This window comes from Paenibacillus gansuensis, assembly GCF_042684925.1.
GTDB lineage: Bacteria > Bacillota > Bacilli > Paenibacillales > DY6 > Paenibacillus_N > Paenibacillus_N gansuensis.
In genome coordinates, this window is record NZ_JBHUME010000015.1 from 133634 (window position 1) to 159755 (window position 26122).

A 26122-nucleotide genomic window follows, 5' to 3' on the forward strand; every position below is an offset into this window, starting at 1 on the left:
ATCGTCCCGTTCGTTTCATATGGGAGAATCCAGTGATTTACTTCTACAGGAATTTATATAGAAAGAGGTTATACCTTGATAAAGCTGCGGACAACCCTGTTAACCTTGATCCTGATCCTTCTTGTCTCCTGCTCCTCGAAAGGTTCGCTTAATACCAATTTGCTAACTGCAATGGACGCCAAAGACCAAAAGCGTATGGCCCTATTCGTCGAACGTTTCCAGAACCGTAAGATGGATTACTTGGTTGCTATACAGAAATCGGTAGAAGGGACCTACACCATTTACGATGTAAGATCGGACGGGAGAGCCATCCACGTCCGGATCGATGCCAGCCGGGACATGGGAGGGCCGAATACCGAACTGACTTGCAGCAAAATCCGATTCAAGGAACGGAATGGCTTGAACTGGGTTAGGGTGGGTAACTGCCAGGGACCAGACGGCAAATTCGACGAGGCGGGGCTTTTATCATTTTCTAAGGAATAATATGTTGGATGTAAAGGGGGCTAATGTATGCAAAATTTCGCTATGTTCTTACTGCATGTTTTAGTGACTGCTATAGTCTGGTTTGTTATTATGCTGTTCATCGGGGCAAAAGGTGACGGTGACGGTGACACTGCAATCCTGATCTCTATTTTAATCACCATCTCCCTCCAAATCTCTTACGCAGTCACTCTGTTACTGCGCAAAGACAAACAACGCAGACAACGATAACCCTCACAAGGAGGCCATATGAAACGAACCCGTGCTGCTAACCTCACTGTCATTTTCCTCATCCTCGCCTGCTGTGTCCCCTTCGTGCTCGTCTGGAGCTGGTACGCGCTTTTACATGCGCTCTAGAGCTGTCTGATCTTCGGATCCGGCGGCTTTTTTGCCGTTTAAGGACATATGTCCTATTCAGTTGGGCAAAAGCAACGTTTAATGTAGGTAAAGGATTGTGGAAGGATAGGGAGGAATACCATTGAAAGGCATTTTATTTGCTATATTGGCTGGAGCGTTTATTACATTGCAGGGAGTGGCTAACGCCCGGATCGGGGAGGCGCTGGGCAGCTGGCAGGCGGCTGCGTTGACGCAAGGGACGGGTTTTGTGGCGGCGGTGCTTATCCTGTTGTTGGTGAAGGACCGAAAGTGGAAACATTTTGGAGAGGTCAAGCCGGTGTATTTGTTCGGAGGCGCGTTTGCCGCACTGGTCATTTACAGCAACATTACAGCGATGCATCGGGTCGGGGCTACGTTGACGGTGGCTGCTGTTTTGATCGCACAAATTGGGGTAACACTGTGGTTGGAACGGAAAGGCTGGTTCGGTCCGGAAAAAACAGCGATCCGACTGCCCCACTTGGCAGGCATCGGTCTGATGATTCTAGGCGTGGTCCTTTTAGCATAAAAAGGGGAGTTGTACATGCGGGAAATACCGGAAAAAGAGCGTCTGCAGCAGCATCTCGCGGCATTTCAGCTGAATGAGGTGTTCCCGGAGCGGCTTCAGGAGCATTTGGCGCTGTACCGTTTTGAGCCGGGGGAAGCGATTTGTGCCCAGGGGGAGCAGGCAGAGTACGTTTTTGTCCTCGTCAAAGGCAAAATCAAAGTCCACACCACCACCTCCGAAGGCAAAACGCTCATCATCTCCTTCAAAACTCCGCTGGAAGTCATTGGAGATATCGAGTATATCCGGGGCGGGGAAAATCTCAACACGGTTTCAGCCGTGACCCCGGTGGAAATGATCGGCGTCCGGCACCGGTGGCTGCGGGCATACGGACAGGAGGCGCCGCTGCTGCAGTTTTTGCTCGAGATTATCACAAGGAAATTTTACTCGAAATCGGTCTCCATGAGCTTTAATCTGCTGCATCCGGTGGAGGTCAGGCTGGCGAGCTACCTGTTGTCGGTCTCTTATGAACCCGGCGAGGAGGAGGGGCCGTACCCGGGCGGGCTCACGGTGGAAAGTTTGAAGGATACAGCCAACCTGATCGGCACCAGCTATCGGCATTTGAACCGGGTGGTGCAGCGTTTTTGTGCGGAGGGGCTGATCGAGCGGAACCGCGGCGCGTTGACGGTGATCGACAGGCATGGACTGAAGGCCATTGCGGGCCGGAATATTTACGAAATATAGGACAGGGGGATTTGACACATGTTACTAGGCATCATCCTGGCACTGATAGGCGGTTCGCTGGTAGGCGTTCAGAATATGTTTAATCAAAAAGTGAACGAAAAAGCAGGAGGCTGGTCCACAACCGCTCTCGTACTGGGTATGGGTTTTGCTGCTTCGTTGGTGATGGGGTTGTTTTTTGAGGGGAGGGAGCTGTTCTCGTTCGGTTCCATGCAGCCATGGTTCTGGTTCAGCGGCCTCCTAGGCGTGGGCGTGGTCACGTGTATGGTCCAAGGGGTCAAACGGCTCGGGGCCACGTACGGCGTAGCGATAGCCATGGCTTCCCAGCTCATTTGCGCTCTATGGTGGGATTCGGCAGGCTGGTTCGGGTTGGAGCAGGTTCCTTTTACACTTCAAAAAGGTCTCGGCGTTCTCGCGCTCATCGGCGGCATCATCGTGTTCAAACTGGGCGGACGGGCTGTGCAAACGCGGTCTTCCCAAAGCTATTCCGCGGGTGGTACAGTGAAAGCAGAAAGCTAGGAGGGGACGCCGTGTTACCGGAGACTGCGGGCAGGACCATGTCGCGGCTGTGTGAGCTGCTAGAGGGCCGTACAACTATTGTGAAATCCGTTTACCTTTATGGTTCGGTTGCTTTGGGCGACTACATAGAGGGTTCAAGTGATATTGATTTTGTTGCGGTTTTGCGTGAGAGCCCCAGTGAGGAAGAGGTGAAGTTGATTGCCGCCTCCCATGCCCAGGTAGAAGAGGAGTTTCCGGGTACGGACATCATGGGGTCTTATTTGCTGGAACAGGATCTAGGGGAGTACCCGACTGAAAAAAGTGTGCTGCTGACTTATTATAACCGGCAGTTGAACGCTGATCGGACCGGTGCAGACTTGAATCCTATCACATGGTGGATTTTGAAGCATCATGGCGTGAGAGTGCATGGGCAGGAATTGCAGTTCAGTTACAACACGGATGCGTCTATGTTGGTGAGATATGTTAAAGACAATCTAAATTCGTATTGGGCGGGAAAAATCGTTGAACTCGAAACATTACGGGAACTGGCAGATGACGCGGCATTGGAGGGCATGACGGAACGGTTGGATGAGGCTGTGGAATGGTGCGTTTTGGGGATGCTGAGGCAGCTGTATACGATCAAAGAGCACGGCATTAAAAGCAAATCCGCCGCCGGCTGGTACGGTCTTGCAAATCTGCCGGAGCGTTGGCACCCTCTCATTAAGGAAGCGATCCATATCAAACGGCTCTCGCCGGAACGCCTGTATAGCTCTAATGTGCAGAGATTGGCGGATCTTATTGCCTTGCTGCGGTGGATTCGGGATGAGGCGAATGGGGCGGGGGCCGAAACCAACACCATGTTGCGCAAATGACCTCTTTAAACCTTAGTCGCTAACGAACCGTACACACCTTATTTCCTGCAAAATGACCTCATTTTAATTCTAACGAACTCCACAAGCGTTATTTAGCTAGGATAGCGACAAATTGTACAGTTTTGAGCGAAATTGCGATTGTAGGGTTCGTTACACAAAAAGATACACTACATGTGATCATATAGCGTGTGTAGGATTCGTTAGCCGGGCTGCGGGCACGTAGTCTACTTGAGGTTGAGAGCATCGGCTGCCGCCAGGCATATTGAAAATACGCAGTAAAGTGGAAAAAACACAATAACATACGAAACGCGTTCATTGTCCGTACAATGCCTTCACTCCATAATAAAAGTATGAAATTTAATCCAAACCATGGGAGTGAGCAGGATGTTGACACAGGAACAGCTAAAACAATATGAAGAGAAAGGCTATATTATCTTTGAAGGATTATTCGGGGACGAGGAAGTAGATGCCATTCGCAGCCGGATCGACCAGTTCGACGAAGCTTCGGAGGAGGCGCTCCGGAAGGCGGGACAAAGCTTTAACAGCATTCCGAACCAGATCAATTTCACCACGAACTTGGCCCGCCGGGATGAGTTATTGGAGAAATTTATCAGCGACCGGAGATTTGTCGAACTGACAACAGCCCTTATTGGTCCGGACATCAGGTTGTACTGGGATCAATCGGTATACAAGCGTCCGGAAGCGAACCGGGATTTCCCGTGGCATCAGGACAACGGTTATGTACCGACCGAACCGGTGCATTACCTCACATGCTGGCTGGCGCTGGAGGATGCAACCGTTGAGAACGGATGTATCTGGATTCAACCGGAAAGCCACCGCCTTGGATTCGTCGAACATAAGAAGACGGATATCGGCTGGCAATGCTACTTCGGTGAGGATCCGGGCGTTCCGGTACCGTTGAAGAAAGGGAGCATGGTTGCCTTTCACTCTCTGCTCTTCCACCGCAGCACACCGAACCGGAGCCAGGACACCCGAAAAGCCTATATTATCCAATACTCTGTAGACGGTGCAAAACATGCTGTTACCGGGGAACTGTTCGACAACGGCCCGGTCATAGCCGCAGCGGGGAAACCTGTTCATGGCTGAATGACAAATTAGTTCAGGAGCTTAGAGAATGAATACCAATGAAGCGGTGCAAGCGAATCTGCAAGTGAATGCATATATGATCAATAAAGGTATCTACGATACTCTTCAATTGGATCAAATCATATATCCCAACTGGATCATCAGCCACGTCAAAGAAGGGCGTGTGCTGGTTTCTTCCAGCGGGGAGCAGCACATAGTGGAGGCGGGAGGGGTGATGATTCACCCTCCCTTTGTGCCGTTTTCAGAGTATTCCGATCGTCCGGGCCTGCATGAGTGGATGTCGGTGTCGCTGTATACCCGTTACCATTTGGATTTATTCCAGCTATATCCCGTAAAACCGGTACTAACCCTTAAGGATCCCGAAGGGTATAGCCGGGTTTTTCAGCATTTATTGAACGCATGGGAACAAGGAGGAGCCTTTCGGGAAATTACGATTTCCGGGTGCATTCTGCAGCTGGCATCCCAGATTCTGGAGGAATGGGATCGTTCCGGCCAAGAAACCCGGAGCAGGGCCAGCTCCCCCCAAAGCCGGTTTTTCCCGGCTATACAATACATGGCGGAACATCTCGCGGATAAAGTAAGCAGGGAGCAGTTGGCCGCAGCCGTTCATTTGAACGCTAATTATTTTGATAAAGCTTTTTGCGATGTTTATGGTGTAACCCCCATGCAGATGCTGAGGCAAATGAGAATGAACAAAGCGAGAAGCATGTTGGAGGCGGACGGTGTCACTCTAACGGATATTGCCGCCCAATGCGGACTTTGCGACGCTTCGTATTTCAGCAGGCAATTTGTCAAGCATCTTGGTGTCACTCCAGGAACGTATAAGAAGAGAGTAGAGTCGGCCCGCAGGCAAATCATTGGCGAAAACGGAATGTATCAAGCGAACCTGACGCTATGAGGCAACAAATTCCCTTAGAGCACCAAGATACCTAGCTCAAGCTGAAGGCCTCCGTATTTGCGGGGGCCTGTATTATAGGAGGGTTGGATGTGGGGAGTAACTCTTACGTTTGGATCGGCAATCAGGAGAAGTATTTGGATCAGCCCTTTGTGCTTGAGATTCAACATAAGGTTGTCTTCGGGGCTTACGGGGGAAACTCTTCTGCCGGGGCCAGCAAAAATGAGGACGCTGCTCTTTGTTGGAGTGCGGAGGACGGGAACTGGGAACTCACTGCCATACTGGATGCCCATAATTCTTCGGAGAGTGCGGAGCTGGTTATTCAAGAATTGCAGGACCGCCAACCGAGATTGACAGCTTGCCTAGGTTTGCCGGAAGCGGAAGCTTTTCAACAACTCCAAAATGAAATCATCGGTATGCTTACGGAGGAAAATTTCAAACTGAAATGCCGGGCGGTGAAGGGCGAAACTTCTTTCTTAGTATGCGCAAGAAAGGGCAGTTTTTTATGGTGGTTCACGATCGGCGACTGCAGTCTGTATTTGTTTCACGAAGAGCTTGCCGCCAGGGGACAGTATGCATTGATTCAACGGCAGTACTATGAGTGGATCGGCAATCAGAGCGCTTTTCACTCTGCTGTACCTTGTTACTCCACCGGGATCCGGGAGCTGCGTGAGGGGAGGAATTTGATCTTTTTGGCTACGGACGGGCTGCTGGAGTTTGGTGAGCATGTGTATGAACATTCTGCGGCTCTCTACGAAAAAGTAACTACTCCGGACGGCACCCTTTCGCAGCGTATTCTTGCTTTGCTGGAGGATGTTCATCAAGGAAAAGGGCAGGACAGTGCAACGATCCTGTCTTGGGTAGTGGAATCAACTAACTCTGGATGTTATCCATCTGACGAGGTCCGTCGCATAGAATAGATAGAAATTTCATTCCAGGATTCGGAGGGTTGCATCATGAAAAAGAAAATCCATCCCTACTACTACCTCGGAGGAACGGCGGGCCTTATTTTGGGATATCTGCTATCAAAAATTTATCAAATTTGGGCCATCGCCTACCGGCAAACCAATTATGATCCGAACATGGCCTATTCATGGCCCCTTTGGGAGACAGCTACGGAAGCCCCGGCTAAGTTTACGTTTTGGGTGGTATTTGTGTATATAGCGATTGGTGTGGGATTTGTAAAAGTGTTGATGACTGTGAAACGTGGTGGGAATGGAGGAAATCCAACTATTTAAATATAACGAATAAAATACATATCATAAATGCATAAGGTAACGAATTTCCTTATCCCGCTGCCGGATTACTATAATTTGCCCCAAAATAGGGTGAACCCCTCACCAAACGACACTGAATTTCCTTAATGTGTTCAAGTGACGACCGAATAAGGAAAATCGGTGTCGTCGATAGCGTCTGAGCTTGAAAAAGCGGCCAAATAGCGAAAAGGGGCGACCGAATAGCGAAAATGGTTACCATACTGGCGGAATTGGCGGAGGTAGCGGGCGCTTGTGCGGAAATCCCTCCAGGACGGGGTCCAGCAGTAACCTTGGCAGCATAGCGGATAAGGTTACTGGCGGGAAAAGTCGAAGTTCCTTACCCGCCCCAGTGCGCAGGGCGGGTAAGAGAGGCCGGCAGCCTGGTGGACGCGTCGCCGCGAGCGGCGTTCAGCTGTGACTGTGTCAGGAACAAGCTGCCGGTCAGGTCGGCTCCGCTGAGATCCGCATCGCGGAAGTCTGCGCCGATTAGATCGGCCCAGCGCAGATCCGCCCCGCGCAGGTCGGCGGCGATCACATAGGCTCCACGCAGCAGAGCCCCGCGCATGTCCGCGCCCTTCAGCTTGGCCCCGATGAGATCGGCCCCGCGGCCGTAGGCTTTCCGGCGCTTGCCGCTGCCGTCCAACTTCACTTCCGCCCGGACCAGCTCGCTGGTCCGAAGCAGCAGCACGTTCACTTCCGCCCGGTGTGCAGCTATATCCAACGCCAGAAGGTCCTCGACCTTCAACTCCGTCAAACGCTCCGTTTCCTCGTAAGCCGCGTGCAGCTCCTCATGAATCGGCTGGGCTTGTCTCAAAGACAAGGCCTCCAGCAAATACCAAAGCAGCTCATGAAGCTGCCTCATCACCGGCAATGACTCGAACATCGCCTTCGCTGTGTCAGGAGAAGCCGTCCAGCTGACTCCCTGGAATGTGACCTGTGATATTTTTTGCCCCGCACCGAAACAGTCAAAGACGGTACAGCCGCGGTAGCCGATATCCCTTAGCCGGCCATGAACGCCGCAGCGGAAGTCGGCACCCAAATTTGTGCACGGCTTACCGGCCTCTTTATCAACCGCGAAATCCGCCGAAGCGCCAAAAGGCAATGCCACGCAGCACAAGCCGAAGCAGTTTTCACAATCCGCCTGCAGAGCCGACCGCAGCATGGATAAAGATTGGATACCAGCACTCGCACGCGTTTCCGTTTCCGTTCCCGTACCGGTACCCATTCCACTTTCCGTCCCCGTTCCCGCATCCCCAGATTCCCTTGATATCATAATAACGCGCTCCTTAGCGATGTTTACTTAATATATCTTAAATTGTAAGCTCAGCCTGGACGAAATCAAAGGGAATTTTTTGTTAAAAAGCTGCTGGCCCCTTTACATATTCCCGCGTAAACCGTGGCATATTATTCCTTGATGCATAAAAGCGCCAAGGAGTGAAACGATGAAACGTTACTCGGTAATGATCGCGGCTTGCCTGCTGCTGCTGGCGGGGACTGTTGCAGCGGCAGGGGCCGCTTCGGGGTTTACCCCATACCATTTTGGATTCAAAAAGAGCAAAAACGGCGAGCTTCCCTCCATCGCCCAAGAGGGCTTCATGGACATCGTGAAGAAGCATGGAGCCGTGTTTTTAGGCGACACTTCGGCCAAAGAGTTGTACCTTACCTTTGACAACGGCTACGAAAACGGATATACCAAGCCGGTACTGGATGTGCTGAAGGCAAAGCAGGTGCCGGCCGTGTTTTTTGTAACAGGGCACTATATTAAAGACCAGCCGGAGCTGTTGAAGCGTATGGCGGCGGAAGGCCATATCATCGGCAACCATTCGTGGAGTCATCCGGATCTGTCACAAGTGTCCAATGAGCGCCTGCAAAGCGAACTGGATAAGGTGAAACAAGCGGTAACCGAAGTGACGGGGCAAAAGGAAATGAAATACCTGCGCGCTCCCCGGGGCATTTTCAGCGAACGGATCCTTGCCCAAAGCGCTGCACACGGATACACCAACGTGTTCTGGTCGGTGGCCTACAAGGATTGGGACGTAAACTCGCAAAAAGGTGCCAACTACGCCTACACCAGTGTAATGAAGCAATTGCATCCGGGCGCAGTCATCCTCTTGCACACCGTATCGCGGGATAACGCGGAAGCATTAGGCAGCATTATTGATGAGGCCCGGAAGCAAGGGTACGAGTTCAAGAGCCTGGACCAATTAAAGCAAAAAACATACAGATAAACCGCCAGACAGTATGGGGCGCGGCTTAGCAAGAGGTTAGGCCGGCTGTTCTCATGCTGTCTTTTTGTGTATGCACGGCATTTCTAGGGGGGACTTGGTCTACGTATACTTTACAACTTGAAAGCGCTGCAATATGATAGGGATAAATTTACCTGTAAGAGAAGGAGAGGAAATTTATGCCGTTAATCGATATGCCGTTGGAAGAGTTGAAGAAGTATGAGGGGAGAACCCCTAAGCCGGCTGATTTCGATGCATACTGGGATCGGGCTTTGGCGGAAATGAAAGCAGTCGATGCTCAAGTGGAGCTGGTAAAAGCGGATTTCCAGGTGCCTTTTGCCGAGTGCTACCATTTGTACTTCACCGGGGTGCGCGGCGCAAGAGTTCACGCGAAATACCTCAAGCCTTTACATACCGAAGGAAAACATCCGGCGATTGTCCAGTTTCACGGGTATACGGGCAATTCAGGGGACTGGAACGATAAGCTAAACTATGTTGCGCTGGGCTTCTCCGTCCTTTCTCTGGATTGCCGCGGCCAAGGCGGATTGTCGGAAGATACAGGCGGCGTGAAAGGGACCACCCATCACGGCCACATCATCCGCGGATTAAATGATCATGAAGACCGGCTTCTTTTCAGAGACATCTTCCTGGACTGCGCTCAATTGGCAGGGATTGCAATGGAGCTTCCCGAAGTGGACCCAGGCCGGGTAGGCGCGATGGGAGGTTCCCAAGGAGGCGGTTTAACGCTTGCTTGTGCCGCTTTGGAGCCCCGTATCAAAAAGCTGGCCCCGATATTCCCGTTCTTGTGCGACTACCGGCGCGTGTGGGAAATGGATCTGGCCAAAGATGCCTACGGCGAACTGCGGACCTTCTTCCGGAATCATGATCCCCAGCACGAGCGGGAAGAGGAGATCTTCGAACGTCTAGGCTATATCGACGTACAGCATCTTGCCTCTCGGATCCGCGGCGAAGTGCTGATGGCTGTTGGACTGATGGACACGATCTGCCCGCCTTCCACGCAATTTGCGGCTTATAACAAAATTACAGCAGAGAAACGTCTCGAAATTTTCCCGGACTTTGGTCACGACCACTTGCCGGGGTTCAACGATAAGACGATGCAGTTCCTTGCACAGCTGTAAAACGGAAACTTGAAACTCCGCACTAATTTTTGTTACAATATGAGAAGTTGTCACTAATTGAATAACGCTGTATTCGGAGGAGTCTGCCATCGGTAGGCTTCTTTTTGCGTTTTTTAGGGGTAAGAAAGGGGAAAAAGAATGGAGCAGCAAGCTTATATCGCAATCGCATTATTTCTGGTATCTTATGCATTTATTATTTCCGAGAAGGTTCACCGCACGGTGGTCGCCATGCTCGGGGGATTGCTGATGGTGTTTCTCGGGATTATCGACCAGGAAACGGCGGTCCATCATATTGATTTCAATACACTTGGGCTTTTAATCGGCATGATGATTCTCGTCGGTGTCACCGCCCAAACGGGGCTATTCAACTTTATTGCCGTCTGGTCGGCGCAGAAAGCGAAGGCGGACCCGATCAGGATCCTCGTTTATCTATCGCTGATTACGGCAGCAGGTTCCGCTTTTCTTGACAATGTAACGACCGTGCTTCTCATGGTGCCGGTCACTTTCAGTATTACCAGGCAGCTGAAGGTTAACCCTTTGCCTTATCTGATCAGTGAGATATTGGCCTCCAATATTGGAGGGACGGCGACACTGATCGGCGATCCTCCCAACATTATGATCGGCAGTGCCGTGAAGGAGCTGTCCTTCATGGATTTCATCGTTAATCTGGCACCTGTCGCGATTTTGGTTATGGCAGCGACAGTCCCGATACTCGTGCTGGTGTACCGCAAGTCAATCCGGACTACGGAGGATTTGAAAGCGCAGCTGATGAAGGCCAAAGCGATCGATGAAATCGGGGATGTCATTTTGCTGCGGAAATGTCTAACTATGTTAGGATTGACCATTATGGGTTTCTTCCTCCATCAGCTTCTTCATCTGGAATCCGCCGTTATTGCGCTGGGAGGGGCATTTCTGCTGCTTCTGCTTACAGGCGAACGCATGCTGGAGGATATGCTGGTGAAAGTGGAATGGACGACCATCTTCTTCTTCGTAGGATTGTTCGTTCTTGTTGCGGGATTGATCGAGACCGGCGTGATCGCACGGCTGGCGGATGCGGCAATGAACTTGACGGGAGGCAACCTGACAGCAACCTCTATGTTAATCTTGTGGATGAGTGCGATAGCTTCCGCCTTTCTGGATAATATCCCGTTCGTTGCTACGATGATTCCAATGATTGAAGAAATGGGTACGATGGGGATCAATGATCTGGAGCCGCTATGGTGGAGTTTGGCCCTTGGGGCCTGCTTCGGAGGGAACGGAACGTTGATCGGGGCCAGCGCAAATCTGATTGTGGCCGGGCTGTCCGGGAAAGAAGGGCATCCGATTACATTTGTCAGCTATCTGAAAATCGGGTTTCCGTTAATGCTGCTGTCGATGGTGATTTCTACAGGGTATGTCTATTTGAGATATCTCATATAAAAGAGTTTGAAAACAGTAAGGCTGCCATTGTATAACATACATGGTAGCCTTGCTGTTTGTGTTAAAGGCATCCCCTACAAAGTTCCCATCTTCACAAAATAATGTATATCATGATATATTATTATATAGATTAATTTATTGGGAGTATAGGAAAGCAAGGAGGGGTGCGGATTATGGCGAATGAATCTCCGTCCAAACCGATGTACGAACGAATTTTTGAAGCGCTCCGCCAGCAGATTGAGTCCAAGCACTATCAGGTCGGGGATCGGGTCCCATCCGAGAAGGAATTGGGCGATGAGTATAATGTGAGCCGGATCACGAGCAAGAAGGCTCTTGAGCTTCTGGCGAATGAAGGATACATTGTCCGCCAGCCCGGGAGGGGATCCTTTGTGGCGGAACCATCCAAACCCGGGGCTGCCGCCGGGTCAGGAGTGTCCAACTTTCAGCGCGGACGAAATACATCCGGCAAATTATTAATAGGTCTAATTATTACCGACTTCGGCGACAGTTACGGTACAGGGCTTGTTTACGGGATGGAAGAGGCGTCGCGCAATGCGGACAGCTACCTTGTCGTACGCCGCACATTCGGGATACCGGCCCTCGAAGAGCAGGCCATTAAAGGGCTTCTGGAACTGGGTGTGGACGGGCTTATCATTTTCCCCGCACAGGGGGAATTCTTTAATGCGGAAATTTTGAAACTGGTGATCGAGCGGTTTCCGTTCGTGCTGGTGGACCGCCATCTGAAGGGCATTTCGGCCGGTTCCATCTCAACTGACAATGTGGCTGCAGCCAAAGCAGGCGCGGAATATTTGTTCGGCCTTGGCCATCATCAGATCGGTTTCCTGACACAGCCGCCTGCCGACACAACGGCCATTGAAGAACGGATTGAAGGATTTATCCAGGCTCACGCGGAGCACGGAATTCCTGTGGACCGGGAATTGTGGATGGAAAATATCACAGCTACACTCCCTTCAGCCTATACGGATGAGAATAAGGCCAAAGATATTGAAAAGATTAAAGAGCATCTGCTGAAGTACCCGCAGATTACCGCTTTATTTGCTGTCGAGTATAATATTGCCCGCCTTGCGGTGAGTGCGGTGAGAGAGCTGAATTTGAACGTGCCGGATGATATTTCTGTCATTTGTTTTGATTGTCCGGATACGAACGGGATCTACCAGCTGACGCATTTGCGCCAAAACCAGGAAGAGATGGGCCGCATGGCTTTCGAACATGTGCTGAAACTGAAAGAAGGGGACGCCGTCCCCGGCAAAATCCAACTGGAAGCCTCGCTCATTATCGGCGAGTCGACAGGCCCGGCCCGGAAGAAATAGCCGGGCTTTTTTGTTGCGGTTTCCTGGCCGGCGGCGGGAACAGCAGGGTACTTTCTATGAAAATGCCGGATCAAACTAGTATATGAATTGATATAATGTTATTAAAAATACATATTGACATATTGATATGGCGCCCATATAATCAATGTAAGCGGTTCACAAATGACAGTTTTACTAGTACAGGAGGTGCCATACCATTGATTACACAGCCCGCCGCTTCGCCGTCCCTGGCAAGGTTGAAAGCCGAAATCGCAGACAGCGTAAAGAATTTCCCTAAATTGGCAGAGATGTTCGATACCGGATTATCGAATACATTGAATACTACCATTCAGCAAATGGAAGACGGCACGACATTTGTTATAACAGGTGATATACCAGCTATGTGGCTGAGGGATTCAGCAGCTCAAGTACGGCCTTATCTAGTAGCGGCCCAAGAAGATACGGCATTAGCCGATATGATCCAAGGGCTGGTACAGCGCCAGATGGAATTCATCTTGCTTGATCCTTATGCAAACGCTTTTAACGCAGCACCGAACGGGAAGGGCCATCAGGAAGATGTAACGGAGATGAGCCCATGGCTTTGGGAACGCAAATATGAAATCGATTCCCTCTGCTATCCGCTGCAGCTAAGCTATCTGCTATGGAAGAACACAGGGCGCACGGCACAGTTTAACGAGACCTTTGTTCAAGCGGCACGGACGATTATGCAGCTTTGGAGAACGGAGCAGCATCACGAAACGGCATCGCCATACAGCTTCGAACGGAACAACTGTCCATCGTCCGACACGTTAACCCGCAACGGCAAAGGCAGCGAGACGGCGTATACAGGGATGACCTGGAGCGGCTTCCGCCCAAGCGACGATGCCTGCACTTACGGCTACCTGGTACCGGCGAACATGTTCGCTGTGGTTGTGCTCCGCTACTTGTGCGAAATCGCCGTAGAGGTGCTCTCGGACAGTGAGCTTGCGAAAGAAGCAGCAGTCCTCGCAGAAGAGATCGATCAAGGCATTCAGAAGCACGCTCTTTATGAACACCCTGAATTCGGTACGATCTATGCATACGAAACCGACGGCATGGGCAACTACAATCTAATGGACGACGCCAACGTGCCGAGCCTCATGTCCATTCCTTATCTGGGTTACACGGATGCAGACGATCCGATCTACCAGAATACGCGCCGCTTCATCTTAAGCGAGAGCAACCCTTATTTCTTTAAAGGGGAAGCAGCCGAAGGGATCGGCAGCCCGCATACGCCTCATCGTTACATATGGCATATCGCGCTGGCTTTGCAAGGACTGACAGCTTCAACGAAAGAAGAGAAAGAGCGGATTCTTCTCCTGATGGCTTCCACTGACGCCGGCACAGGCATGATGCACGAAGGGTTCAACGCCGATAACCCTGAAGAATATACCCGTCCCTGGTTCTCATGGGCGAACATGATGTTCTGCGAGCTGCTGATGGACTACTGCGGCGTTCGGGTGAAAAGGTAGCGGCTTCGATTCAATTCCAGCGGTTTCTATAGGGCAACCTATGAAATAAACAGAAACATATAAAGGGAGGCAATTCTAGTGAAAAAATGGATTACGGTACTCACGATGGTCCTGATGGTCTTCACAGCAGCTTGCAGCAACTCCGGCGGCAATAACGGCGGCAACAGCGCCAACGGCGGAAATGCGGGCACGAACGCAGGTACGAACTCCGGCAACTCCGGCGGAGAAGCTGCAAAACCTGTCGATCTTACCTTCTGGGGCGACTGGGGCGGCGAAGGCCAAAAGCAATTCGAGACCATGGTCGACGCTTTTAACAAATCCCAAGATAAAATTCGAGTAAAATACGTGCTTCAGCAGGATATGATCACCAAATTCCTGACAGCGGCTACTTCCGGCGGTTCTCCTGACATCCTGTTCTGGGACAGATGGCGCACATCGCTGTATGCACCTAAGAACGTGCTTCACCCGGTTGACGAGTATATGGCCAAAGACGGCTTGAACAAAGACGATTTCTACGGCGAAGCCCTGAAAGAGCTGAGCTACCAGGATAAATTGTACGGTCTGCCGCTAACGGTAGATGCACGGGCCTTATTCTATAATAAAAAGATTCTTGCCGATGCCGGCGTAACCAACCCTCCTACGACTTGGGATGAACTGGAACAAGCTGCAATCAAGACTACTAAGTGGAACGGCAGCAAATTGGAAGTAGCCGGTTTCTCCCTGGCTGATAACGGGTTGTTCAACATGTACCTGCAGCAGGCAGGCGGTCAAATGATGAATGCCGATAACACGAAAACGGACTTCAACAACGACAAAGGAAAAGCGGTCCTTCAATACTGGGATAAACTGCTGAACCAGGACAAAGTATACAAAGTCGGTTTTGAAACAGGCCTTGGCGAAGGTACCGATGCTTTTGCAACAGGCAAACTGGCAATGCTTTACACAGGTCCTTGGATGCTTTCTACGTATAAAAAGTTCGGTAAAGACCTCGATTTCGGTGTAGCGACTCCACCGGCAGGCCCGAACGGCGACAAAGGTTCCGTCATGGGCGGTTTCGGTCTGGTTATTCCTGAAGGCGCTAAGCATAAAGAAGAGGCTTGGGAGTTCATCAAATGGTGGACAGCAAACAAAGACAATGCACTGCTATGGGCTAAAACAAGCTTGAACATTCCTGGTTATAAACCGGCTCTGGAAGATCCGTTCTTCAAGGACGATCCGTTCTGGAAACCTTTCCTGGATACCCTGGAATTTGCTAAAATCCGTCCTCAGCACCCTGGATACTCCGTAATGGAGGATGACGCGCTGAGACCGAACCTGGAGCTGTTCCAGCAAGGCAAGCAGAAGCTTGAAGATACACTGAACAAAGCGCAGCAGCGCGGAGATCAGGTTCTTAGCGACAATGCAGTAGTGAAATAAGCAGAGTTGTAAACCTACAATCTATAATCTGTAACCGCAAAGGGAGGGAGACCTCCCTTTGTTGTTACCAAACAACGTGAACTGAGAGGGGGATCAGCTGTGGCTTCCATGGGCAAACTGCAGCGGCACCAAGCGAGAACGGCATATCTTTTTATTACGCCGACCATTCTGCTGTTCGTAGCGTTCACCGTGATTCCGGTAGTGATGGCAATGTATCTGAGTTTTACCAACTATGACGTTGTCAGCCGCAGGGACTGGGTAGGACTGGATAATTACCGCCGCCTGTTCCAGGATACGCTGTTCTGGCAGACGTTCCGTAACGTCATTACGTACTCGGTTATTTTTGTGCCGTTGAACATCATCATTTCCCTGCTTCTTGCCTTGCTGATGAACTTTAACAAGCGGGGCGTCAAATTGTTTCGTACCCTTAATTATTTACCTACCTTAACATCGGCCGTAGCTGCCGCCACCGTGTGGATCTGGCTGCTGCATCCGGAGTTCGGCCTCGTGAACACGCTGCTGGGTTATGCCGGCATTACCGGTCCGGCGTGGCTGGCTCAAACGGGCACAGCGATGCTTTCAATTATTATGGTTACTTTGTGGCAATCGGTAGGCTCCAATATGATCATTTACGTTGCAGGCCTTCAGGGAGTGCCGGATTACCTCTATGAATCCGCGAAGCTGGACGGAGCTACCGCTTATGACCGCTTCCGTTACATTACATGGCCGCAGCTGCGCCCGACGACGTTCCTGGTGTCCACCATGTCCATCATCGCTGCGCTTCAGCTGTTCGACCAGGCTTTTGTGCTTACGCAGGGCGGACCGGCAAACACGACCAAAACGCCGGTATATCTGATCTATCAGCAAGGTTTCAACCAGCTGCAAATGGGATACGCTTCGGCGCAGGCTTTTGTGCTTGCCTTGGTCATCCTGATCTTCTCGATTATCAACAACCGCATTAACAAATCGGATGAGTCCATTTTGTAAGGAGGGAGCGGGGAATGGAATTGACTACTGCAAACGGCGCTTCTTTGCAAAAGACACCCGTAAGTAATAAAACCATGGCTTGGAAACTGGCCGGAAATATTCTGTTTTATGTAGTTAGCGGAGCGATTGCGCTGGTGATGTTTCTTCCTTTTTTCTGGAGTTTGATGACATCCGTGAAACCGAGCGATGAGATATTCTCGCTGCCGATCCGGTGGCTTCCGTCGAAAATTACGTTCGAACATTACAAAACCGCCTTTACAACGGTACCGTTCGGGCTTTATTTCTGGAATTCGCTTGTGCTGGCCGTAGCCGGGGTGTTCGCTAACCTGTTTTTCGGGTCCCTCAGCGGATACGCTTTTGCCAAGCTGTATTTCAAGTTGAATAAACCGCTGTTTTTGATTCTGCTCGCGGCCATGATGATTCCGGGCATCGTTACGATGATTCCGAGCTTCTATGTGCTGAAAAATTTCCCGCTGGTCGGCGGCAATGACTTGATGGGCAGCGGCGGCAACGGGTTTATCAACTCCTTTTGGGGGGTCATTATTCCGGGGGCAGCCGGTTCGTTCGCCGTCTTCTTCATGCGCCAGTTCTTTATGACGCTGCCGAACGACATGATGGAAATGGCGCGCATTGAGGGCTGTAAGGAGTTCCGGATCTTTTGGAACATTTACTGGCCGCTGACGAAGCCGGCTTTGGCTACCTTGGGAATTTTCACATTTCAGGCAGGCTGGAACAGCTTCCTGTGGCCGATGATCGTATTGAACGACCCGAACAAAGCTACGATTCAGATGGGACTTAAGGCGTTCTCCTACAACTATCAGACGGATTACGGCCCGATGATGGCGGGGGCGCTGATCGCGATTGTGCCGATTCTGATTTTGTTCCTGGCGCTGCAGAAATATTTTGTCCAGGGGATTGCATTCAGCGGTACGAAAGGGTAAGGGACTGTCTATGAACCGGAAGAAAAACGTTGTATTAGCGCTCGTGCTGGTTGCCGTTGCGTTAGTGGCGGCTTTGCTTCAGTCGGGTAAATTGGACTCTGTGCTGGGCGGGAAACCGACGGTATGGAGCGAGCGGGCGGATGAGGCTCAGGGGGTGCTGGCGGATTCTTTTTGGGATGAGAAAAGAAAGCTGTTCAACAATGCTGCTCCCTGTATCGCGGAACTATGCACGGATCCGTTCAATTATTGGTGGTATGCGCACGGGATCGACACGTTGACGGATGCTTATGTGGGGACACAGGACGATCGGTACGCCAAAATGATCTATCAGCAGTACGAAGGCGTGCTAGAGAATAATGCGGACACGTTCATCAACGGGTACTACGACGATATGGAATGGATGGCGCTGGCTTGGCTGAGGGCGTATGACGCAACGAAGGTCGAGAAGTATCTGGAGGCGTCGAAGGTGCTGTGGGCCGACATTCAGACCGGTTGGACGGACGAAATGGGCGGCGGCATCGCCTGGCGCAAGGAGCAGATGAATTACAAGAATACGCCTGCGAATGCGCCGGCTGTCATTCTGGCAGCGAGAATGTATGCGCATACGAAAGATGCCGCTGATTTGGAGTGGGCGAAGAAGATTTATGAGTGGCAGAAAAAGACACTTGTGGACCCTGTGACCGGTCTTGTATGGGACGGGATTAACCGGACTGGGAACGGGGAGATCGATAAAGGCTGGAAGTTTACGTACGGCCAGGGCGTATATATCGGAGCCGGCGTGGAGCTGTACCGGGCTACGGGCGAAGCCTCGTACTTGGAAGACGCGCGGCGCACGGCAGCTAACCTGAAGGCGGACTTCCTGAGTCCGGCCACCGGCATGCTGCCTTCCGAAGGGGAAGGCGACGGGGGCTTGTTCAAGGGCGTGCTTGTCCGCTATGTCGGCGAGCTGGTGAAGGAGCTGAAGGCCGGCGGGAAGAAGCTGCCTGAACTGAAGGCGGCCGACGGCAAGGCATTGAGCGCGGCGGAGCAGGCTGAAGAGCTTGTACAAATGCTGCGCGTGAATGCAGAAAGCCTGTGGGGGTACGGCAAGGCCGAGGACAAAGCCCTGTTCAGCAACTCTTGGGCACAGACGCCGGACCAGGTGGTGCAGTTGAGCACCCAGCTGAGCGGCATGATGCTGCTGGAGCAGATGGCCGCGATGGAGCAGGCAGGATGGGTGAAGGAGAAAAAGGAGTAACGGCGGGAGAACCTCATTTGGTGCGGCTGTTGGACTTTTTTGCAGGAGAAAGCAATCATTCATATTTAGAGATACGGGAGTGTGTGAGCCATGGTGTGGGAAAATCGCGCGGAAGAGGCGCAGCAGGCGTTGGAGTCGTTGTTTTGGAATCAGAATATTCAGTTGTACGATATTGAAATTCCTTGCCCGAACGGGGAGTGCAACACGGTGTTCCATTACTGGTGGATGGCGCATGCGGTGGATGTGCTGACGGACGGGTTCAAGCGGACGGGAGAGCAGCGGTATGCGGACCGGTTGGCGGCGCTGTACGACGGCCTGCTGAAGCGCAACGGCGGCGTGTGGCCGAACGAGCTGTACGACGACATGCAGTGGATGGCGCTGGCCTGGCTGCGGGCGTACCAGGCGACCGGCGTCGAGCGCTATAAGGGAGCGGCGCTGGTGTTGTGGGAGGACATCCAGACCGGATGGAACGACCATTGCGGCGGCGGCATCGCATGGCAGAAGTCGCAGCTGGACTATAAGAATACGCCGGCGAATGCACCGGCGGCGATTTTGGCGGCACGCCTGTACCGGGAGTTCGGACGGGACGAGGATCTGGAGTGGGCCAAGCGGATTTACGCTTGGCAGAAAGCGAATCTGGTCGATCCGGAGACCGGATTTGTGTGGGATGGGATGAACCGGGTCGGAGACGGAGCGATCGACAAGGACTGGAAGTTCACGTACTGCCAAGGCGTGTACGTGGGGGCCGGGGTGGAGCTGTACCGCGCGACCGGGGAGCGCGCGTACCTCGACGATGCGAAGCGTTCGGCGCTTGCCGCCGAAGCGGAGCTGACGGACGCTTCATCCGGTGTGCTTCCGGATGAAGAGGACGGCGACGGCGGCCTGTTCAAGGGCGTCCTGGTCCGCTACTGGGCGGAACTGGCGCTCGAAGAGCCGGCGTCTTCGGAAGCAGCCGCGTTGATCGAACGCAATGCGGCGGCGCTGTGGACCAGCGGCCGCGATGCGAGCCGTACGGTGTTCAGCACGGATTGGACGGCAGCTCCGTCCGAGCGGGTGACGCTCAGCACGCAGCTTAGCGGCATCAAGCTCCTCGAGCGTGCAGCCGAGCTGGAGAAGGCCGGTTTGATCGGCGCTGCGGGCGTAGTCTAGCTCAGTTCAATATCTCAAATACCAAGCCAAGGATCCGGCAGCAAGAAGTTGCCGGGTCTTTTTTCTGGAATAATTCAAGATGACGGATGGAGGAATTCTCATGACGGGCCAAAACATCTGGGGCCAACGGGCGGAGCAGGCTCAGCAGGATTTGAAAAGGTTATTTTGGAATGAAGAGCGGAAAGTAATGGACCACTGGGTGCCATGTGAGGAGAATTGTAACGTAAATTGGATCTATTGGTGGCATGCCCATGTAGTGGATGTGGTGGTTGATGCACTTCAGCGAACGCAGAATACGGCTTACGAAATGTTGTTGGAACAGGCGGTCCGAGGGGCAGTCAGGTGGAACGGGAATACGCTGCTTCATAATTACTACGATGATATGGAGTGGATGGCGCTTGCTCTGCTCCGGGCCTATGAAACTACAGGAAATGTGAAGTATAAACACGGCGTTGACGAACTTTGGGCGGATATTCAGACAGCGTGGAATGACAACATGGGCGGCGGAATGGCATGGAAGAAAGATCAGCTCGATTACAAAAACACCCCCGCCAACGCCCCCGCCTCCATCCTCGCCGCCCGATTATACCGCCATGACGGCAAGCCGGAGGATTTGGAGTGGGCAAAACGGATATACGAATATAACAAAAATGTCTTGGTTGATCCTGAAACCGGATTTGTATGGGACGGACTAAATCGGCTGGGTGACGGGAAGATCGATTACGACTGGAAATATACATACTGCCAGGGAGTCTTCATTGGGGCCGGCATCGAGCTTTACCGGGTTACGGGAGATAGCGGATATTTGGCTGACGCTCAGCGTACCGCCGCTGCATCTGTTGCAGAACTGGTGGACCCGGTCACAGGCATGCTGCCCCGGGAGGGCAACGACGATTGCGGCCTTTTCAAGGGAATTTATGTGCGTTATTTAGTAAACTTGATCGAAATTCAGCCTGAGCTGTCCGCACCTTGGATCAGCCTCCTTCGTACCAATGCGGAATCTCTATGGAACCATGGCAGGGGGAGCCTTGGCGGTACGGTAAAGTCCATTTCACCAGGAGATCAGCCAGACCCGGACACTTCCGGACTCTTCAGCCTATCCTGGCAGGATCCGCCCGAACCCCTCGTACAGCTCAGCGGCCAATTGAGCGGCGTGATGCTGCTGGAGATGATGGCTGTTTTGGAATCCAAAGGCTATTTATGAGAGAAAAGTAAGGGGCGTACTTACGCCTCTTTTTTTATATGCTCTTTTATATGCTTAATTAATTGCTTTATTTATTGCTTTATTACTTGCTTTATTACTTGTTTGTTGGGGAAATTTGTCGGTGTCCTCTCCTTGTGAACTTTTTGGCGATTTTGTCTTTTAAAAGGTGGACATTCTCTATATTATATAGCTAATTCGAAACGATCCATATCTAGCGTTAGCACCAAGTGTTAGGACTCTATATATGGATATTTTTGTGGGCGATGTCAGGGGGTACCAATGTCCTCCTTTTGAAAAACATAAACATCACAAATGTCCATACTGAATGGACAATCTGACATGGAGAAACAGGGGTTTAAATCAGGCTAAATCATCACGACAAAAAGGTGGAAAATTGCGCAGAAAGGGGCAAAAACGTGCGCCATACGCGGACAAAGGGCTCTTTTTTGTTTTTCTAAAGGCGGACAAACACCACCTATCCGCTGGAATAGAAGAAAGTCCATATATAGTATTAGAACTAGGTCCTAAGACGGCATTAGTTGATTGCTCGGGAGAAAGAGCAAGGATTGAAAATGTCCACCTTTTAAAAAACATTTTTCTTGAAAAGTCCATGTGGAGAGGACAACGGTGCAGAAGCGGAAGGCATACACAGAGGAAGAGGAGTACCAGTGATGAGCGTGGGTGAGGGGATGATGAGCAGGAATGAAATAACAAAAACGGGAGAGCACCCGTTGGCCGGTGTGTTCTCCCGTGATGCTTCAGTGATGTTCCTGTGATCTATCATGATGCTACGGTGATGCATTAGTGCTTTTGGCTGGAGAATACCAGTTATTCCAGCCGCATGCGCAGCCAGGCGGTGACGGATTCGCCCGGCTCGGCGTAGACGAGTTCGTCGCGGCGGTGGAATTCGCCTGTGAGGGCCATCCAGGGCTCGACGCAGACGAAGTCTTTGCCGGCCACATGCCACAGCACGACGTATTTCAATACGTCACTGTATTCAAGCCGGATGCTCCGGCCGGGAACGGGCTCGAAGCCGATGTCGCGGCGCTCGGCATCCAGGAACGCGGTCGACTCGACCAAGCCGTTCAGGTCGATGCGGCCTGTGTACGGCTTGACTTCGCCGTCGTTGTAATCCAGATACGTCCGTGCGTCCGTATCATAATCCAGCGCCTTCGCCGAAGCCACAAAATACGGATGGAAGCCGGCATAAAACGGCATCCGTTCCGCAGACAAGTTCTTGTAGTCCTGTTCAATTCCCAGGACCCCGTCCTTCAGCCGGTATGTATACACTACCTCGAACTCAAAAGGATAGCTCGCGCGCGTCTCTGCGCCCGACACCAGCTTGATCGTCACCCAAGCCCCGTCATCCGTTCCCGTAGCGATCACTTCCCACGGCAGGTTACGTGCAAACCCGTGGTTCGCCATCGGATACTCGACACCGTTCCACTCGTACTTTTTGTCTGTTAATTGGCCTGCAATCGGAAACAGCACCGGGTTGCCCCCGCGGATATTGGCCACTGGATCCTCGAATGTCGCCCGGTCCAGGTAAAACAGTTCCTGCCCCCGAACGCCCCAGCTGTACAGGATGCCCCCGCGCTCTGGAGCGAGCTTCGCCCAAGCTTGGTGTGCTTCATCCTTCAACTCATACGTTTTATAGACATCTTGCCCTTCGACTACTTGATACATGGCTTACAATCACCCTTTCCACCTTTATCATATCCCAAAATGATACCATATTTTCTCCGGACAAGTATGGTATGATGGGGCTAGATCTCGAAATCGGTAATTACCTAAGGAGGTTCTTTTTTTATGAATGAAATGACAGCGCTGTCTTATGAACAAGTAACGGAACAAATTCGCAAATTAGGCATATTGCCCATGGCCGGACTGCTCCCGGAGTATCCTTCGCTCGAATCCCTGACGCTCAAGGAGGATTGGCATTCGGGAACGGAACGGGACCCGTGGCTTTGGCGTGTCCAATTTCCGGGTGACGGAACCGCTGCTTACGGCAAAATGCTCAAGAAAAAGAACCTCTTCATCGCCGCAGAACTCTACCCGTTGGTCCAATGTGTGTTGAGCTCGGGACGGACGGCGGCGGGGGCGTATAAGGACGGCCTGCTATCCCGCAACGGGTACGAAGTGTACAAGCTGGTGGAGGCGGAAGAAGGTATTGATACCAGAGAACTTCGGGCCCGGGCGGGTATGAAGGAGAAGGAGCAAAAGAAAGCTTTTGAGGACGCGGTGACGGAGCTGCAGAGCACCGGCCATATCGTTATTTCCGGGGTTAAAGTGCGTTTGAACGGGCAGGGGGAGCAGAGCGGGTGGAACAGCACTTCTTTTGAGACGGCTCAGCATTGGATGGAGGAGAAGGGGCTTGCCCCGTTCCGCAAAGGACTAGAGCAGGCCAGAGAGGAATTGGCGGCCCAGTTGAAACGCAGGTTAAGTGCGGCGGCGAGAGCTTTTGTCGGAAAGGCTTGGAAGGTGTAGAGGATTTTATCCCTGTACTGGGGGAATGTTCACCTTTTGACGCGAAACCATCAGGTCTATAATAGAAGCACTACAATCGGGACACGGGTGATTTCAATGAGGATACAAGCTCTGCTGGTGGATGATGAACTTCACATCACGAAAAATTTGGAACAAGTAATCCCTTGGGATGAGCTGGGCATTGATATCGTCGGTTTTGCCAAAAATGGCGTGGAAGCCCTAGAGTACATGGGAAGACAGGACATCCATTTGATGCTGTGCGATATCCGGATGCCGGTCATGGACGGAATGGAACTGATCCGCCGCCTTCGGGAAGAGGAGCATCCATGCCAGGTGATCATGCTGACGGGTTACCAGGACTATGAATATACGAGGGCTGCGATCCGCTATGGAGTGATGGATTACTTGCTCAAGCCGATCGATTATGATGAACTGCGCACTGTAGTGGAACGAGTGGCCGGCGGGATTCGGGCTAAGGCGCTTCAATCCACCAAGGAGCAGCAGCAGATCGGGCGGATCGTGGGTTTGGCGAGCGAGAAGATTTTGTATGATATTTTGATGGATTATTCGCAAGTGTCCAAAGGGAACCTGATATTGGCGGGTGTGGAGCATATTTTTCAGGACCAGCAGTATGTGCTGTTTGTGGCGGACATGGACCATTACTCGCAGCGGGCGCGGACTTGGGACGATCAGGAGCGGAAGCTTTGGAATTTTGCCGTCCATAATGTGATTCAGGATACGATGCGCAAAAAAGAAGTCAACCACGCCGTCATCCAAATGCGGGACGGGGAATGGTGCGTTGTGCTGGAGTACGGGGGCGGGGAAGAGTTGGCTGGCTGGTTGGATGAAACCGAGGTACTGAGCTGGGCGCACGAACTGCGTCAAGCGGTGCAGGATAATGCCAAGATCTCCGTTTCTGTAGGAGTATATGGGGAAGTCCTGGCGATCACCCAACTGTCCAAGGCCTACAAATCCGTGCAGCGGGGACTGCAGCTTACTTCCCAGACCGGGCATGCGACCATGTACTACGCGGAACAGCAGGAAAAGAACCCGATGGATTTCGGGATGTGGAGTCTGATCGAGAACATCGTGTCCGGTATCAAAAAAGGCGACCGCACCCGCACCGACGATGCACTCATCGAACTCAACTTACGGCTTCAGGCCATCTCGGAGCAGTCACTTGACCGGGTAAAGCAGATTTTAAATTTCCTGGTACTGCATATTTTGCGGGAAATGCGGGAGATGCAGGTGGTAACTAAGGACCAGGAGGAGCAGATCTGGAAGCAGCTGGAGCGCAACGTAGGGGTCCGGGATTTGTTGGCGTCGATTAAACAGTTGATGGAAGACAGCGTGGAAGGTTTCGTGAAAAAGAAATCCAGCGAAGTGGTGATGATCCATGCCAAAGATTATATCGACCGTAATCTGGCGAGCGACCTTTGCGTGGAGGAGCTGGCCGGCGTGCTGGGCATCAGCAGCTCCTACTTCAGTCTGCTGTTCAAGCAAACATACGGTGAAACGTTCATCGAATACCTGACGCGCCAGCGGATGGAGCGGGCCAAATCGCTGCTTCTCATGAGCGGCAAGAGCATCTCCAAGATATGCAAGGAGGTAGGCTATGCCGAGCGGCGTTATTTCACCAAGGTGTTCCAGAAATACACAGGCGTGCTGCCTTCGGAGTATCGGGCTAGTGTGGCGGGGCAATAAGGGATAAGGAGAGCGTTCATGACCTTAGTTTCGATCAGCAAGGATGAATTTACCGCGTTGGATGACGAGCGCCTGGGTTGGGCATGTGCCGGGCCCACACTGGTAAGTTTGCGCGGGAAGGATATGGGCATCAAAGGAGAAGCCATGGCGGCCTTAAACGAACACCAGAGATCGTTATGCCTGTTTCGGGTCCTTTACGATCATGCGAAGGATTCGGCACCGGAGTATTACGGATGGATTTGCTATCTGCTCGAAAGAGGGGATTACTGGTCGGGCGTGTTGGGGGCTTTGCGTTTCTTTGAGGTCCAGAGTATGCAGGAGCTTTTGAACGAAACTAGGAACACTCTGGAGGAATATAACCGCCGCCTCGGCCGAACATGGAACCAGGTCTCCATAACGGATCTTGACCGCGATGAGGAGCTTCGGAATAAGGTTGTGCTCTGGTATGACCGGTTTATGAATGTTTCAAAGGAGAGTCTCCGGACGATCGCCCGGCATATTCGTGCTCATCCGGATGCTTTTGTTGTTTTTGATGGTTAGGTTTATCAAGATTACTATAAATATCAGTATTTTGCAGGCTCCCGTCTCGGGGGCCTTTTACATGTGTGAGAAATAGTCCAAAGTGGTCATGGAAATGAAAACCAAATATGATAAAATATACTTTATT

General features: G+C 51.8%; 26 protein-coding genes. 24 read left to right on the forward strand and 2 right to left on the reverse strand.

Annotated elements, in window-relative coordinates; all coding sequences use genetic code 11:
• Window positions 1-75 precede the first annotated feature (75 nt).
• From ACFSUF_RS21580 to ACFSUF_RS21625, 10 genes are all read left to right on the forward strand, one after another.
• Window positions 76-483: a hypothetical protein gene (locus ACFSUF_RS21580; protein WP_377606476.1), complete on the forward strand. Its 408-nt coding sequence runs from the start codon at window positions 76-78 to the stop codon at window positions 481-483.
• 27 nt (window positions 484-510) lie between these two features.
• A complete protein-coding gene (locus ACFSUF_RS21585) occupies window positions 511-711 on the forward strand; it encodes a hypothetical protein (protein ID WP_377606478.1) in 201 nt (66 codons plus the stop codon).
• A gap of 247 nt (window positions 712-958) precedes the next feature.
• A complete protein-coding gene (locus ACFSUF_RS21590; RefSeq protein ID WP_377606480.1) occupies window positions 959-1381 on the forward strand; it encodes a DMT family transporter in 423 nt (140 codons plus the stop codon).
• A gap of 15 nt (window positions 1382-1396) precedes the next feature.
• A complete protein-coding gene (locus ACFSUF_RS21595; protein WP_377606482.1) occupies window positions 1397-2101 on the forward strand; it encodes a Crp/Fnr family transcriptional regulator in 705 nt (234 codons plus the stop codon).
• 18 nt (window positions 2102-2119) lie between these two features.
• Window positions 2120-2617 (forward strand): DMT family transporter, encoded by a 498-nt coding sequence (locus ACFSUF_RS21600; protein ID WP_377606485.1) that lies wholly within the window; start codon window positions 2120-2122, stop codon window positions 2615-2617.
• An 11-nt stretch (window positions 2618-2628) separates the two neighbouring features.
• On the forward strand, window positions 2629-3468 hold the full coding sequence (locus ACFSUF_RS21605; protein WP_377606487.1) for a nucleotidyltransferase domain-containing protein: 840 nt from the start codon (window positions 2629-2631) through the stop codon (window positions 3466-3468).
• Window positions 3469-3852: 384 nt separating this feature from the next.
• The gene (locus tag ACFSUF_RS21610; RefSeq protein WP_377606489.1) at window positions 3853-4575 is read left to right on the forward strand and encodes a phytanoyl-CoA dioxygenase family protein; all 723 of its coding nucleotides are present in this window, start codon (window positions 3853-3855) and stop codon (window positions 4573-4575) included.
• A gap of 28 nt (window positions 4576-4603) precedes the next feature.
• Complete coding sequence (locus tag ACFSUF_RS21615; RefSeq protein WP_377606491.1) at window positions 4604-5473, forward strand: helix-turn-helix domain-containing protein; 870 nt, start codon at window positions 4604-4606, stop codon at window positions 5471-5473.
• A gap of 89 nt (window positions 5474-5562) precedes the next feature.
• Window positions 5563-6390, forward strand: a complete 828-nt coding sequence (locus ACFSUF_RS21620; RefSeq protein WP_377606493.1) for a protein phosphatase 2C domain-containing protein — start codon at window positions 5563-5565, stop codon at window positions 6388-6390.
• Window positions 6391-6426: 36 nt separating this feature from the next.
• Window positions 6427-6708, forward strand: a complete 282-nt coding sequence (locus ACFSUF_RS21625; RefSeq protein ID WP_377606495.1) for a hypothetical protein — start codon at window positions 6427-6429, stop codon at window positions 6706-6708.
• A 355-nt stretch (window positions 6709-7063) separates the two neighbouring features.
• Here ACFSUF_RS21625 and ACFSUF_RS21630 read toward each other — a convergent pair whose 3' ends face one another.
• Window positions 7064-7888 (reverse strand): pentapeptide repeat-containing protein, encoded by an 825-nt coding sequence (locus ACFSUF_RS21630; protein ID WP_377606741.1) that lies wholly within the window; start codon window positions 7886-7888, stop codon window positions 7064-7066.
• A gap of 280 nt (window positions 7889-8168) precedes the next feature.
• On the opposite strand from ACFSUF_RS21630, the gene pdaA reads away from it, so the two are divergent.
• The 11 genes from pdaA (at window position 8169) to ACFSUF_RS21685 (ending at window position 21264) form a co-directional block, all read left to right on the forward strand.
• Window positions 8169-8954 (forward strand): delta-lactam-biosynthetic de-N-acetylase, encoded by a 786-nt coding sequence (gene pdaA / locus ACFSUF_RS21635; protein WP_377606497.1) that lies wholly within the window; start codon window positions 8169-8171, stop codon window positions 8952-8954.
• Window positions 8955-9130: 176 nt separating this feature from the next.
• Entirely contained in the window at window positions 9131-10090 is a 960-nt protein-coding gene (locus tag ACFSUF_RS21640) for an acetylxylan esterase (RefSeq protein ID WP_377606499.1), read from the forward strand.
• Between the two features lie 138 nt (window positions 10091-10228).
• Window positions 10229-11509 carry an ArsB/NhaD family transporter gene (locus ACFSUF_RS21645; RefSeq protein WP_377606502.1) on the forward strand — a complete coding sequence of 427 codons (1281 nt, stop codon included), beginning with the start codon at window positions 10229-10231 and terminating at the stop codon, window positions 11507-11509.
• Between the two features lie 173 nt (window positions 11510-11682).
• Window positions 11683-12840 (forward strand): GntR family transcriptional regulator, encoded by a 1158-nt coding sequence (locus tag ACFSUF_RS21650; RefSeq protein ID WP_377606505.1) that lies wholly within the window; start codon window positions 11683-11685, stop codon window positions 12838-12840.
• Between the two features lie 227 nt (window positions 12841-13067).
• Complete coding sequence (locus ACFSUF_RS21655; protein ID WP_377606744.1) at window positions 13068-14330, forward strand: glycoside hydrolase family 125 protein; 1263 nt, start codon at window positions 13068-13070, stop codon at window positions 14328-14330.
• A gap of 105 nt (window positions 14331-14435) precedes the next feature.
• Complete coding sequence (locus ACFSUF_RS21660; RefSeq protein WP_377606747.1) at window positions 14436-15746, forward strand: ABC transporter substrate-binding protein; 1311 nt, start codon at window positions 14436-14438, stop codon at window positions 15744-15746.
• 108 nt (window positions 15747-15854) lie between these two features.
• Entirely contained in the window at window positions 15855-16733 is an 879-nt protein-coding gene (locus tag ACFSUF_RS21665; protein WP_377606750.1) for a carbohydrate ABC transporter permease, read from the forward strand.
• Between the two features lie 74 nt (window positions 16734-16807).
• Window positions 16808-17674: a carbohydrate ABC transporter permease gene (locus ACFSUF_RS21670; protein WP_377606753.1), complete on the forward strand. Its 867-nt coding sequence runs from the start codon at window positions 16808-16810 to the stop codon at window positions 17672-17674.
• A 10-nt stretch (window positions 17675-17684) separates the two neighbouring features.
• Window positions 17685-18911, forward strand: a complete 1227-nt coding sequence (locus ACFSUF_RS21675) for a glycoside hydrolase family 76 protein (protein WP_377606507.1) — start codon at window positions 17685-17687, stop codon at window positions 18909-18911.
• Window positions 18912-19001: 90 nt separating this feature from the next.
• Window positions 19002-20060: a glycoside hydrolase family 76 protein gene (locus tag ACFSUF_RS21680; RefSeq protein WP_377606509.1), complete on the forward strand. Its 1059-nt coding sequence runs from the start codon at window positions 19002-19004 to the stop codon at window positions 20058-20060.
• Window positions 20061-20160: 100 nt separating this feature from the next.
• On the forward strand, window positions 20161-21264 hold the full coding sequence (locus ACFSUF_RS21685; RefSeq protein ID WP_377606511.1) for a glycoside hydrolase family 76 protein: 1104 nt from the start codon (window positions 20161-20163) through the stop codon (window positions 21262-21264).
• Between the two features lie 828 nt (window positions 21265-22092).
• On the opposite strand, the gene ACFSUF_RS21690 is transcribed toward ACFSUF_RS21685, so the two are convergent.
• Entirely contained in the window at window positions 22093-22950 is an 858-nt protein-coding gene (locus ACFSUF_RS21690; protein WP_377606513.1) for an aldose epimerase family protein, read from the reverse strand.
• Window positions 22951-23073: 123 nt separating this feature from the next.
• On the opposite strand from ACFSUF_RS21690, the gene ACFSUF_RS21695 reads away from it, so the two are divergent.
• From ACFSUF_RS21695 to ACFSUF_RS21705, 3 genes are all read left to right on the forward strand, one after another.
• On the forward strand, window positions 23074-23751 hold the full coding sequence (locus tag ACFSUF_RS21695; RefSeq protein WP_377606515.1) for an AlkZ-related protein: 678 nt from the start codon (window positions 23074-23076) through the stop codon (window positions 23749-23751).
• A gap of 96 nt (window positions 23752-23847) precedes the next feature.
• On the forward strand, window positions 23848-25455 hold the full coding sequence (locus ACFSUF_RS21700; RefSeq protein WP_377606517.1) for a response regulator transcription factor: 1608 nt from the start codon (window positions 23848-23850) through the stop codon (window positions 25453-25455).
• A gap of 18 nt (window positions 25456-25473) precedes the next feature.
• Window positions 25474-25995, forward strand: coding sequence for a DMP19 family protein (locus ACFSUF_RS21705; protein WP_377606519.1), 522 nt, complete (start codon window positions 25474-25476; stop codon window positions 25993-25995).
• Window positions 25996-26122: the final 127 nt, after the last annotated feature.

Bases quoted from the DNA above. Each gene is read 5' to 3' on its own strand.
- ACFSUF_RS21695 (WP_377606515.1), top strand. From the start codon at position 23,074: ATGAATGAAATGACAGCGCTGTCTTATGAACAAGTAACGGAACAAATT.
- ACFSUF_RS21625 (WP_377606495.1), top strand. From the start codon at position 6,427: ATGAAAAAGAAAATCCATCCCTACTACTACCTCGGAGGAACGGCGGGC.
- ACFSUF_RS21630 (WP_377606741.1), bottom strand. From the start codon at position 7,888: ATGCTGCGGTCGGCTCTGCAGGCGGATTGTGAAAACTGCTTCGGCTTG.
- ACFSUF_RS21675 (WP_377606507.1), top strand. From the start codon at position 17,685: ATGAACCGGAAGAAAAACGTTGTATTAGCGCTCGTGCTGGTTGCCGTT.
- ACFSUF_RS21665 (WP_377606750.1), top strand. From the start codon at position 15,855: ATGGGCAAACTGCAGCGGCACCAAGCGAGAACGGCATATCTTTTTATT.
- ACFSUF_RS21610 (WP_377606489.1), top strand. From the start codon at position 3,853: ATGTTGACACAGGAACAGCTAAAACAATATGAAGAGAAAGGCTATATT.
- ACFSUF_RS21660 (WP_377606747.1), top strand. From the start codon at position 14,436: ATGGTCCTGATGGTCTTCACAGCAGCTTGCAGCAACTCCGGCGGCAAT.
- ACFSUF_RS21595 (WP_377606482.1), top strand. From the start codon at position 1,397: ATGCGGGAAATACCGGAAAAAGAGCGTCTGCAGCAGCATCTCGCGGCA.
- ACFSUF_RS21685 (WP_377606511.1), top strand. From the start codon at position 20,161: ATGACGGGCCAAAACATCTGGGGCCAACGGGCGGAGCAGGCTCAGCAG.
- ACFSUF_RS21615 (WP_377606491.1), top strand. From the start codon at position 4,604: ATGAATACCAATGAAGCGGTGCAAGCGAATCTGCAAGTGAATGCATAT.
- ACFSUF_RS21640 (WP_377606499.1), top strand. From the start codon at position 9,131: ATGCCGTTAATCGATATGCCGTTGGAAGAGTTGAAGAAGTATGAGGGG.
- ACFSUF_RS21700 (WP_377606517.1), top strand. From the start codon at position 23,848: ATGAGGATACAAGCTCTGCTGGTGGATGATGAACTTCACATCACGAAA.
- pdaA (WP_377606497.1), top strand. From the start codon at position 8,169: ATGAAACGTTACTCGGTAATGATCGCGGCTTGCCTGCTGCTGCTGGCG.
- ACFSUF_RS21705 (WP_377606519.1), top strand. From the start codon at position 25,474: ATGACCTTAGTTTCGATCAGCAAGGATGAATTTACCGCGTTGGATGAC.
- ACFSUF_RS21645 (WP_377606502.1), top strand. From the start codon at position 10,229: ATGGAGCAGCAAGCTTATATCGCAATCGCATTATTTCTGGTATCTTAT.
- ACFSUF_RS21585 (WP_377606478.1), top strand. From the start codon at position 511: ATGCAAAATTTCGCTATGTTCTTACTGCATGTTTTAGTGACTGCTATA.
- ACFSUF_RS21650 (WP_377606505.1), top strand. From the start codon at position 11,683: ATGGCGAATGAATCTCCGTCCAAACCGATGTACGAACGAATTTTTGAA.
- ACFSUF_RS21690 (WP_377606513.1), bottom strand. From the start codon at position 22,950: ATGTATCAAGTAGTCGAAGGGCAAGATGTCTATAAAACGTATGAGTTG.
- ACFSUF_RS21600 (WP_377606485.1), top strand. From the start codon at position 2,120: ATGTTACTAGGCATCATCCTGGCACTGATAGGCGGTTCGCTGGTAGGC.
- ACFSUF_RS21680 (WP_377606509.1), top strand. From the start codon at position 19,002: ATGGTGTGGGAAAATCGCGCGGAAGAGGCGCAGCAGGCGTTGGAGTCG.
- ACFSUF_RS21670 (WP_377606753.1), top strand. From the start codon at position 16,808: ATGGCTTGGAAACTGGCCGGAAATATTCTGTTTTATGTAGTTAGCGGA.